Annotated in this window: 8 protein-coding genes; 3 read left to right on the top strand and 5 right to left on the bottom strand. The window is 55.0% G+C overall.

Annotated features, from left to right (window positions below):
• The first annotated feature begins 117 nt into the window (after window positions 1-117).
• Together prsT and xdp1 are read left to right on the top strand one after the other, a co-directional pair.
• Window positions 118-2,940 (top strand): XrtA/PEP-CTERM system TPR-repeat protein PrsT, encoded by a 2,823-nt coding sequence (prsT, locus tag AC07VY_RS20730; protein WP_495099107.1) that lies wholly within the window; start codon window positions 118-120, stop codon window positions 2,938-2,940.
• Window positions 2,941-3,132: 192 nt separating this feature from the next.
• Window positions 3,133-3,990 carry an exosortase-dependent surface protein XDP1 gene (gene xdp1, locus AC07VY_RS20735; RefSeq protein ID WP_495099108.1) on the top strand — a complete coding sequence of 286 codons (858 nt, stop codon included), beginning with the start codon at window positions 3,133-3,135 and terminating at the stop codon, window positions 3,988-3,990.
• A gap of 707 nt (window positions 3,991-4,697) precedes the next feature.
• Here xdp1 and AC07VY_RS20740 read toward each other — a convergent pair.
• The 5 genes from AC07VY_RS20740 to AC07VY_RS20760 form a co-directional block, all read right to left on the bottom strand.
• Window positions 4,698-6,374, bottom strand: coding sequence for a methyl-accepting chemotaxis protein (locus AC07VY_RS20740; RefSeq protein WP_495099109.1), 1,677 nt, complete (start codon window positions 6,372-6,374; stop codon window positions 4,698-4,700).
• Between the two features lie 65 nt (window positions 6,375-6,439).
• Complete coding sequence (gene yjfF, locus AC07VY_RS20745) at window positions 6,440-7,405, bottom strand: galactofuranose ABC transporter, permease protein YjfF (protein ID WP_495099110.1); 966 nt, start codon at window positions 7,403-7,405, stop codon at window positions 6,440-6,442.
• Window positions 7,402-8,463 (bottom strand): ABC transporter permease, encoded by a 1,062-nt coding sequence (locus tag AC07VY_RS20750; protein WP_495099111.1) that lies wholly within the window; start codon window positions 8,461-8,463, stop codon window positions 7,402-7,404. Before AC07VY_RS20750 ends, yjfF begins: the two co-directional genes overlap by 4 nt.
• Window positions 8,464-8,465: 2 nt before the next feature.
• Window positions 8,466-10,007 (bottom strand): sugar ABC transporter ATP-binding protein, encoded by a 1,542-nt coding sequence (locus AC07VY_RS20755; protein ID WP_495099112.1) that lies wholly within the window; start codon window positions 10,005-10,007, stop codon window positions 8,466-8,468.
• 76 nt (window positions 10,008-10,083) lie between these two features.
• Complete coding sequence (locus AC07VY_RS20760) at window positions 10,084-11,049, bottom strand: ABC transporter substrate-binding protein (protein ID WP_495099113.1); 966 nt, start codon at window positions 11,047-11,049, stop codon at window positions 10,084-10,086.
• 575 nt (window positions 11,050-11,624) lie between these two features.
• Here AC07VY_RS20760 and AC07VY_RS20765 point away from each other — a divergent pair.
• Window positions 11,625-11,747: a hypothetical protein gene (locus AC07VY_RS20765; protein WP_495099114.1), complete on the top strand. Its 123-nt coding sequence runs from the start codon at window positions 11,625-11,627 to the stop codon at window positions 11,745-11,747.
• Window positions 11,748-11,838 lie beyond the last annotated feature (91 nt).

An 11,838-nucleotide genomic window follows, 5' to 3' on the forward strand; every position in this document is an offset into this window, starting at 1 on the left:
CACCGATAGCCCATTTCCTCACGGAGTGGGGAGATTCCTCCTGTAAAGGCTTTGTTACATGGGCTAACATTCCTGGATTGGGCCGCACCGTGCGCCCGCTGCCAAGAGTTGCCCTCCATGAAGCTATTTCCCCTTTCTAGCAGCGCGGCTTTTGCCGGGCGCGCCACGCTTTTGGCTTTGCTGTGTGCCACCAGCCTTTCCTCCTATGCGGTGTCAGACAGCAAGGCATCGCGTTATTACGAAGATGCGCTGAGTCGCTATGAGCGTCACGACATGCCCGGCGCCATCATTCAGCTGAAGAATGCGCTGCAAATCGACAAAAACATGCTGCCCGTCCAGGTGCTGCTGGGCAAGGCTTTGCTGGCGAATGGCGAGGCGGTGGCTTCCGAGGTTGCGTTGAATGAAGCGCTGCGCCTGGGCGTGAACCGGGCCGAAGTCGTGGTACCGCTGGCCCAAGCGTTTATCGCCCAGGGCAAGCACAAGTTGATGCTGAGCCAAGCCTTGTTCAATCCCACCGGTTTGCCGCCTGCCACGCAAATCCAGCTTTTGCTGCTGCGTGCATCTGCCAGCGCAGACATTGGTGAGCCACGGGATGCGTTGAAAGCCATCGATGAAGCCCGTATCGTGGACGGCCGCAGTGCGGAAGTCTGGCTGGCCGAGGTGCCGGTGCGCATTCGTTCGCGCCAGTTCAGCGAGGCCAATTCGGCCATAGACCGGGCCTTGGCCCTGGCACCTAATTCAGCGGAGGCGCGTTATCAAAAGGGTTCTTTGGCCCACGTCCAAGGTGACTTGCGTGGCGCCGTGGCGGCCTATGACGCTGCCTTGCAGCTGGATGCGAAACATGTGGAAGCACGCGTCGCCCGTGCGGGTATTGCTATCGATTTAGGAAAGTATGCAGAGGCCGCCAAGGACGTGGCTGAGGTGCAGCGCCTGTCTCCAAGCGAGCCGCGCGCGGCTTATCTCAAGGCCCTGCTGGCTGAGCGCGACGGCAAACCTGTTGCCGTGCGCTCGGCCCTGGCTGAGGTCACGGCTTTTCTGGACCCTGTGCCGGTACCCTTCATCCAGTACCGTCCACAGCTGCTGATGCTCAACGGGCTGGCGCATTTTGGACTGGGCGAGACCGAGAAGGCCAAGCCTTATCTGGACTCCTTCCAAAAGATCCAGGGCAATAGCCCGGTGTCCAAGTTGCTGGCGCAGATCAATATGGCCGAGGGCAATTTCGGGCGGGCCACCGATCTATTGGAGGAGTATGTCAAGGCGCAGCCTGGGGATGGCCAGGCCATCACCATGTTGGCTGGCGCCCATATGGCCCTGGGGCACAACGCCAAGGCGACAGCTTTGATGCAGCAGGCTTTGGCGACTAAAAATGCACCCGAATTTCACACCGCATTGGGTATGAGTTTGCTGGGCGGTGGCCAGACCGGCGACGCGATTGCTCAGCTGGAAACCGCCTTCAAAGACCCCAAGCAAACGCAGGCGGGTACCGGCCTGGTGATTTTGTACCTCCGGGATGGACTCTCTGACAAAGCCTTGGCCATTGCCGACAAATTGGTGAAGCAGCAGCCCGGCAATGCTGGTTTTTTGAATATGCTGGGCATGGCCCAGGCCCAGGGCGGCAACCGGGTAGCCGCCAAGGCCAGCTTCGAGCGCGCTCTGGCACTGGATGGTAGCCTGCTGCAGCCCAAGCTGAATTTGGCCCGGCTGGATATGTTGAACAAGGCCTATGACTCGGCTGCCACCCGTTTGGCCGCTATCTTGCAGTCCGACGACAAGAATGTGGATGCCATGTACGAGATGGCCAATGTGTCCGATCGTCGTGGCCAAACCGCGGAAACGCAGCGCTGGCTGGAAAAAGCCAACGATATCTCCGGCCCTGGCGAATTGCGCCCTGGTACCTCGCTGGTGGAGTTCCATTTGCGCAACCTCGCGCCGGCATTGGCATTGGAGGCCGCCAAGCGTCTGTCTGCCAAGGCGGGCGACAACTTGCCTGTGATGCTGGTGTATGGCCGTGCTCAATTGGCCAACGGCGATCTCGAAGGTGCGCGTTCCACCTTCTCTGGCGCAACCCGTTTCGCCGACTTCAACGCACCTCAGCAAACCGAAATTGCAACCTTGCAAATGGCGGCGAACAACCCTGCAGGTGCCGCCTACAGTCTGGAAAAAGCCTTGTCCAGCAAGCCTGACTTCCTGCCTGCTTTGGCCTTGATGACCGACGTGGAGTTGCGGCAGGCAAATCCTGCCAAGGCCGAGCAACGTGCACGCCAGGTTCTCGCGTTGGCGCCGAAACGGGCGATTGGCTACAGCCTGTTGGGTGACGTGGCGCAGGCCCGTGGCCAATCTGCAGCTGCAATCGACAACTACCGCCGCGCCCACCAGATCGAGCCGAGCTCGGACACGCTGCTGCGCTTGTTCCGCGCCTTGTCAGGCCAGGACGGCGGTAAGCCCGCCTTGCAGTTGGCGGAGCAATGGTTGAAAACCCGGCCACAGGATGCTCCTGTGCGTCGCGCTTTGGCCGATGGCTATGCGCGTGCTGGCAACTACGCCGCGGCCCGCACCAGCTATGAGTCTTTGCTGGCGCTGTCTCCTGACGACGCTGATGCCTTGAATAACCTGGCCAATGTGCTGTTGCGCTTGAAAGATCCCTCGGCGGTCACCGTGGCCGAAAAGGCCATGGCTAAGGCACCCAGCAATGCCAACGCGATCGACACACTGGGCTGGGCTTTGTTTCAGAACGGCCAGGTGGATCGCGCCTTGCAACTACTGCGCGATGCACGCCTGCGCGAGCCCGGCAACCCGGACATCCGTTACCACCTGGCGGCGGTTCTGGCCCAATCGGGACGCAAAACAGAGGCCCGTGATGAAGTCGAGGCCGCACTGAAATCCGGACGCCGTTTCGAGACCATGGCCGAGGCCGACAGCTTGCTCAAAAGCTTGCGCTAAATCGCGTTGTATGGACTTTATTTTGTGTCGAAATCCTTTACATATGTAACACATCAAATGGCAATGAATTGCATAAGTTATTGATAATAAATGGTTTATTTATTTGGCATGAGTGTTGCTTTGTTGTTTACATATGGCCGACAGATTTTTTGCAGCCGTCGCTTCGCTTAATTCGGTTCAAGAGGAAAAATGATGAAAACCCATTCTGCAAACCACGGTTCCGTCAAACAATGGTTGTTGTGCGGTGCATTCGCTCTGTTGTCCGCACCTAGCTTTGCAGCGGGTACTTGGGCGCTGGATTCTGGTTGCAATAACTCCACGAGCATTGGTAATACCCTGACCTGCGGCTCTGCTGGCGGTACTACGCTGAATGCCCAGGCTTACTCCACAGGTACGGGTACTGTCGCGGCTCCGACCACGGGCACCGCATTTGCAGCAGCAAACGTTCGTAACTGGGGTTCTGGCTTGGGTTTGGGCGTAGTGTCTGTCAACGAAGATGCGACCAGCCCCACGCACACGGCTGACAACCAGAATGGTACGGATCTGATCCTGCTGAGTTTTGGTTCGGCCGTGAACATCACCAGCCTGACCCTGGGCTACTGGGCTAGCGATGCGGACATCACCGTATTGGCGTACACCGGTGCGGGCACCCCAACCATTACGGGTAAGACCTTGACCGGTACCAGTGTGGGCCAGGCAACCAATTCCACTACCTTGAACGCGGCCAATGGCTGGACTTCGGTCAAGAACTACGGAACGGCAGGCACAACGACGGCTACCAACACCGGCGGTACAGGCACTGATGTCACCTACAACACGACAGACAGCACTACTTATTCCAGCTGGTGGCTGATCAGTGCATACAACTCCGGCTACGGCGGTGGCGCAATGGATGCTATCAATGACTTTGTGAAGCTGTTGTCTGTGGCTGCCAATGTGAAAACCACGACCAGCAAGGTGCCTGAACCAGGTTCCCTGGCTCTGATGGGTGCTGGCCTGCTGGGCATTTTGGGCACCTCGCGTCGCCGCAAGGCTGCTGTTTCTGTCTAGGCCGTAACGCCAAAGCTGCTTGCGGCAATATAAAAAAAGCACCAGAGTCTGGTGCTTTTTTTATTCCCGAGGCGCATAAATGCGCGACAAGACTTCCCTTGATTGTGTAATTTCTGAGCCTCACTGAATTACAGTCTGCTGTACTGGGCGCCCTTCACCCGACTCGTGGACGAGACAGGCAATTACCCTAGGACAAGGTCAAATGATCAACACGTCATTTTTTCCGAGAGCGATCCAAACTCTCCCGCCAAACCTGGTCACGACGTGTAGTCCAGCGCATGGGCCGTGATCGAGTGCAGAATCGAGCACTGGCGTTGCTGAATAGCCTTGCGTAGTTCTGCGTCCAGTTCCTTGACTTCGCATTAGATGTCGACGACTTTGCCGAACGGCTCCAGCGTGAACTGGGCAATCAGGCTCTTGTTCACTCCGTGCTGGCCCAAGAATTTATGCCAGACATGCCGTGCCGCCAGACAGCCCACTTTGGTTACGCCACTGGTCACTGACGAGCAGGCGATGAAAACATCGTATGGGATGCGACTCTTCCAGTTGCCCAGCAACTGCAGCGGAGCAACCCTACACTGTCATCTTGCAGCGTGGCCAGCATCTGGCTCTGGCGTTCTTCGTACTTCCATCAATACACCAGTTTGGGATTAATCCCGTAGCCCAGGGTTACTCAGGTGTAGCCTCCAGCATTCAATATGGGTACATCAATCGGCAGCCCCCAATTTGAACACCTCAACCATTTGCACCAAACCACCGGCCTGGTTTCTCAGACTGCTGGCCGCGGCCGCCATTTGTTCGACCAAGGCAGCATTTTGTTGCGTGGTTTTATCCATTTGTTTCATCGCCTCATCCACCTGAGAAACGCCATCGCTTTGCGTGGAACTGGTTGCGCTGATGTCACCCATTAATTCAGTAGCTTGGCGAATGGAATTTACCACTTCGGTCATAGTGATTCCTGCCTGATCAACCAAAATAGAGCCGGAACCCACGCGCTGCACACTGGCATTGATCAGGCTCTTGATTTCTTTGGCCGCATCCGCGCTGCGGCCGGCCAGACTGCGCACTTCCGACGCAACTACGGCAAAGCCACGCCCTTGCTCGCCAGCACGCGCAGCTTCCACTGCGGCGTTAAGTGCCAGGATGTTGGTTTGAAAAGCGATGCCATCAATCACGCCAATAATGTCCGCAATTTTGCGAGACGCGTCATTGATTCCCTTCATGGTCTGCACTACCTGGTGCACCACTTCGCCACCACGCTGCGCCACCGTCGACGCATTCATGGCGAGTCGGTTTGCCTGCTGGGCGCTTTCTGCGCTGTTTCTCACTGTGTTGCTGAGATCCGCAATAGAGGCAGCCGTCTCCTGCAAAATGTTGGCCTGCTGCTCAGTGCGACGGGACAGGTCGTGGTTACCGGCTTCAATTTCCTTGGATGCCAGTTCTACCTGTGTCGCCGAATCACGCACGTCTTTCACCAATTGGCTCAGGTTGACCGATACGTCCGACAGCGCGCGCACAGTGTGGCCTGCGACGTCATGGGGTTCGATATCCGATCGGCGGGTTAAATCACCCTGTTCAAGCGCTGCCGCAATCACACTGGCTCGTTTCAAAATTTGTGTCAGGTAGCGCGTGCAGGTCCAACTGATCAGTGCCGAGAGCAACACAGATAGGACAACAAAGCCGATGATCAAGCGGGTGTTTAGTGTGGCCAATGCATCACCGTTGCTAAGCGAGGCTTGGGCGGCACTAGCTTCCCGGCTGAGCAAAATGGCAATTTTGTCTGCCGCGACACGATGCGCGTCGTTAAGCATCGTCAACGCATTGGCTGCACCGTTGTTGTCTCCGGATGCTACGGTGAGTGTTTTGTCAAACTCTTGTCGGTAGGTTGCGATGGCTTCGGTGATGGCCTGCAAATCGTCTACCAACTCCGTGTCTACGTTGGAATCAACATGTGTTGCGACTGCCTTGCTGGCACCTACAATCGCCTGCTCCAGTTCTGTCAACTTGCCACCGAGACGCGCTTTCATCGAGTCAGTGACGACGGCATCCTTTTGCAGAGCCAGCGCAGCCACCAATTGGGATGCGCCCAGCTGTAACTCTTGTAAAGCTGCTTCATACTGATGCGCCTTGTCGATGTTGACCATGCCAGTGTCGGCCACGTTGTGTAATTCGCGCGTGAGACCACTGTTTGCAAACCAGGCGATGCCTGAAATGAGCAGCAAACAGATGATCACAAACATTGGCGGCAGCGCGATTTTTACCCCCAGTGGCAACCGCAGAAAACAGCCTTGCAACCATATCAACGGATTGAGCCTTTGTATGAAACGTGGTCGATATTTCTGCTGAGTCTTAGGAGATGCGTCCACGATCAAGGTATTGCTCATCGGTAGTTCCTGGGTTGGGGATCGGTATTACATACATTTACAAGTATGTTGTGTCCGACCTGGCATTAGGAGGTCTTTCTCCCTGACTCGAACACGCGTTGCAACACGCAAAACACAAATAGCAATGCGCCAATCACGATGCGCGTCCACCAGGAACTGAGCGAGCCATCGAACATGATGAGGGTCTGGATGATTCCCAGGGTTAGCACACCAAACAGAGTGCCCAGCATATAGCCCACACCTCCGCTAAGCAGCGCGCCACCAATCACTACTGCAGCAATTGCATCAAGCTCTAAGCCTACTGCGTGCAAGCCATAACCCGACAGCATGTAGAAGGTGAACACTACACCACCCAACGCAGCACAAAATCCGCTCAGTGCATAGACCGTCACGTTGGTACGGGCCACCGGTAGCCCCATTAGCACAGCCGAATGCTCCGAACCGCCAATGGCGTATACGGTACGGCCAAACTGCGTGTTATGCGCAAAAAATACTGCAACGGCCAAGACCACCAATGCAAGGATGGCGCTTATGGACAGCATGGGCCCATCCGCCCAGAGGTGGATACGTGTTTGTGCCAGCATTGTGTAGGTTGGGTCGGTAATGCTGATTGAATCAATACTGATGAGATAGCACATGCCACGCGCCAAAAACATGCCAGCCAGAGTGACGATAAAGGGCTGCAGGCGAAAGCGCTGGATCAACCAGCCCATGAATGCGCCAAAAAATGCTCCCATGCATAGCACCAGGGGAATGGCTAGCGCCAGATGCCAATGCAAATGCTCTACCAGTTTGGCCAGCACAATGGTGCTAAGTGCCACCACCGAACCCACCGAGAGATCAATGCCTCCGGACAGAATGACAAAGGTCATGCCCACGGCCACGATGACCAAAAAGGCGTTGTCGATCAGCAGGTTCAAAAATACCTGTGTTGAGAAAAAACCGTTGTAAGACACCGAGCCAAACACCGACATGACTGCGAACAGTGACACCGTGGCCGCTAAGGGGATATATTTGCTTGCTAATTTCATGCTTTGCTCCCTGCGCTTGGGCGCACCACCCAGCCGCGTACCGCACGGCGAAACTCCGCTGACTGCATCAGCATGACTACGAACACCACAGCTGCCTTCACCACCAAATTGATCTCAGGTGGAACACCAATGGAATAGATGGTGGAAGTCAGCGTCTGAATGATGAGCGCACCAATCAAGCTGCCCGCCAGGCTGAAGCGTCCACCGGTTAGCAAAGTGCCGCCTAGAGTGACAGCCAGAATTGCATCCAATTCCAGCAAGTTACCTGCGTTGTTGCCGTCCGCGCTCTTGACGTTGGAGCTAATGATCAAACCCGCCACACCGGCGGTGAGGCCGCAAAATGCATACACGCAGATGCTGATCAAACGCTCACGCACACCTGCCAAGCGGGCCGCTGCGGGGTTGATGCCAATTGCCTGGATAAACAGCCCCAGTGCCGTGCGCGTTACCGCCAGATGCATTACAAGGTACACAAATCCGGCAATGAACAACGCAAACGGCAAACCCCAAAGATAGCCACTGCCAATAAAAAAATAGGGTGGGTAGTACACCGTGACAATTTGTCCGTCTGTCAGAAGCTGGGCTACACCGCGGCCTGCCACCATCAGGATCAGTGTGGCGATGATGGGTTGCAAGCCAATCTTGGCGACCAGCACCCCGTTCCATAGCCCGCAGGCCAGTGCCGTGAGCAGGGCGCAGCTAATTGCCAACCACATCGGAAATCGACTCACATGCTGGGCCACGCCGTCGTTGATCACCAGCGTGCCACCTACCATCAATGCAGCCACTGCGGCGCTAATGGCCACTGTGGCACCTACCGAAATATCGATACCGCGCGTGGCGATTACCAAGGTCATGCCCAGAGCCACCAGCATCAGTGGTGAGGCGCGATTTAGGATGTCGATGACGCTGCCATAAAGGTGACCGTCACGCCATTGCAGCATCCAGAAGCCCGGATTCAGACTGGCATTGACCATCAAAATCAGCGCCAAGGTAACCAGTGGCCACAGCAAATGGTGCGTTTGCACCCGTACCAGCCAAGAAGATTTGTTTGTCATGCTTATGCCTGCCCTGCAATCATGGCGTAGACCGCATGGTCTTCCGTTCCGCCGGGCAGTTCGCCCACTTTGGCGCGGTCGCGCATCACGACAATGCGATCCGATAAGCGCACTACTTCTTCCATCTCTGAGGAGATGAATAACACAGCCATCCCTTGTTTTGCCAATACCAATATTTCGTTCATGATTTCCTGCTTAGCCGCAATATCAATGCCGCGAGTAGGTTCGTCCAGAATCAATAGGCTAGGCTTGGTAGCCAGCCAACGACCCAACACTGCCTTCTGCTGGTTACCACCTGAGAGCTGACCAATAGGCGTTTCAATGCTGTTGGTTTTGATGCCCAAGTTCTTTACGTAGTACTCAGCCATTTCAATTTGCTTGGCCCGTGAAATGCAGGGCCACAGACCTTGGCGTGCCTGCAAGGCAAGCGCAATGTTTTCGCGTACCGAGAGTTCGCCAATGATGCCTTCGGCCTTGCGGTCTTCTGGACACAAACCCAGACCCAGACGAATTGCCTCCACGGGCGAATCCATCTTCACTGGGCTATCGTTTATCACCAACTCGCCCGCGTCGCTTTGGTCCAGGCCAAAGAGCACACGCGCTAGTTCCGTACGTCCCGAGCCCAACAGGCCACCCAAGCCCACCACCTCTCCGCGATGCAACGTCAGGTCCAGTGGCTTGACACTGCCCGCACGGGCGAGGCCACGCGTTTGCAGCAATACAGATTGTTCTTTTTGCACGTTGGCGCTCGCGCCCGCTGCTTGTGCAGGATTTGCCACCATTTCACGTCCCACCATGGCAGCAATCAGCGCGTTGTGCCCCAAGTCAGCGGCCAGATACTCGCCCACCAATTCGCCATTGCGTAGCACGGTGATACGGTCGCACACCGCATATACCTGATCCAGAAAATGGGTGACAAACAAAATCGCCATACCCTGATCGCGCAATTGGCGCAGTACGCCATAGAGGCGCTCTACCTCTTCGTCGTCCAGACTGGAGGTTGGTTCGTCCAAGATCAATACTTGAGCCGAGATACTCAGGCCCCGGGCAATTGCCACCATCTGCTGTACTGCTACGGAGTAGCTGGAGAGCGTCTGGGTAACATCAATATCCAAATTCAAACGCGCGAGCAGTTGCCGTGCTTCGCGCTGCATGTGTGACCAATCAATGGCGTAAGCGCCCGATAAACCTTTGCGCGGATAGCGGCCTGCAAAAATGTTTTCTGCTACCGACAAATTGGGGCAGAGGTTGACTTCTTGGTAGACCGTGCTAATGCCCAGATGTTGGGCTTCTAGCGTAGACGCGGCGTTGATGGGCTTTCCACCTAGGCGCATTTCACCGTCGTCGGCACGATACACGCCGGTCAATACTTTGATCAGTGTGGATTTTCCAGCGCCGTTTTGCCCCATCAAGGCGTGCACTTCACCCGCAAATAGGCGCAGATTCACGCCAGAAAGCGCCCGCATGGTACCGAACTGTTTGGCTATGCCAGACAGCTCTAGTACAGGAGTGACAGTGCTGGAAGCCTGTGTTGTGTGTGTCATGTGTCTTGAAAAAAAGCCCACGGCCAAGGCCGTGGGCTAAATCCTAGTAAATGAAAAAATCCCGATTGAACCGCGATCAGTATTTGCGGTTTGGGAACTCCTTGGCTGCAACTTCCATGGGGTAAATGCCATCTTTACCCTGAATATCTTTGGGTACGGGCTTGCCAGCAACAATGTCCTTGGCGGTCGACATGACCAGAGGGCCGAGCAGGGGGCTGCACTCTACGGTGACATTCAGCTTGCCAGCGATCATGGCTTCAAATGCACCCTTCACGCCATCGACGGAGATGACCATGATGTCTTTGGCGGGCTTCAGACCAGCTTCTTCGATAGCCTGGATAGCACCGATGCCCATGTCGTCGTTATGCGCGTAGAGCACATTGATCTTTTTGCCTTCGGCTTTTAAGAAAGCCTCCATGACTTCTTTGCCCTTCGCACGGGTGAAATCACCGGTCTGCGAACGGATGATTTTGATCCGGGGTTCGCTCTTGATTGCTTCTTCAAAGCCTTTCTTGCGATCAACGGCGGGAGCAGAGCCAACGGTGCCTTGCAGTTCCACCACGTTCACATCGCCCGTGGTGCCCTTCACTTTTTCGACCAACCAACGGCCGGCCATGCGACCTTCTTCTACGAAGTCAAAACCGATGTGAGTAACATACAAAGATGTATCTTTGGAGTCGACAGAACGATCCACCAGAATCAGAGGAATCTTGGCGTCCTTGATTTCCTTGAGTACGGTGTCCCAGCCAGATTCAACGACGGGGGTCAATGCGATTACATCCACTTTTTGAGCAATGAAAGAGCGCAATGCCTTGATCTGGTTTTCTTGTTTTTGTTGAGCATCGGAGAATTTCAAATCAATGCCGGCAGCAGAGGCTGCTGTCTTCATGGAGTTGGTGTTGGCGGTACGCCATTCGCTTTCGGCACCGATCTGGCTAAAGCCCATTACGATTTTCTTTTGAGCGAATGCGCTCATGGGAGCTGCTACAGCAAAAGATGCAGCCAGCAAGGTGGCCAACAGGGTACGTCGGTTGTTCATCATTAGTGTCTCCTCTATGTCTATCAATGGATAACGGGTGTCGGGCGTTAGTGAGGCCGCCCGCGTTCAGCCTCCCTGCAACCCCTTGGGGTTAGGCAACGATTTCAGGTTGCATCACTTCAAGAAGTAAGCGGATGATACATATCAAAAACGTATGAAACTAATAGAGTTTTGGGTATTATTCATATTGATATTCAAATTAAGGAAAACCCTCGGTAGGTGTTTCCTAGGGGAGGTTTCGGTTTTTTGAAGATGATGAGTCCGCAAAACCACTTTTTTTCTGATACCTATCTAAATATCAGAAATAGTCATTTTTTTAAATTTTGTTATGGGTCGCGTTGCTGCGTCGCATGGTTCTGAAAAATGGTCGGGGAAGGCGCTTGTGCGCAGGGCTTGGTGAACAGGTTATTGAGAACAAGTGCCTTTGTCGGTACGTGTCTGGGCGGCAGAGCATTTCGTTCACAGCGACCAGTACGACGTAGGATGGATAGGACACCGGCACTTATCTATCTATATAGTGCGTTTGTGTCCGTGCTGCTGTTGACCAACTGACTGCAGTGGACGTAGGTCAAAACTTGGTGGAAACGCTGCAGCCTTTGCGCCGCCAGCAATACAGGGCGCTCTGGGCCGGGTTTTCTGAAAAAGAGATGGGTCAGATGGATGCGCTGCTGCGCAAATTGCTGGGCGTTCTGGATGGCTGAAGCTCTTTTTTGCCTAATTAGTAACCTGCGTCACTATCACCGGGGTTGCTATTTCGCAATCCGTGGTGTCCATCCTTCCAATTGCCTGCAA

The organism is Rhodoferax sp. GW821-FHT02C08 (assembly GCF_059421805.1).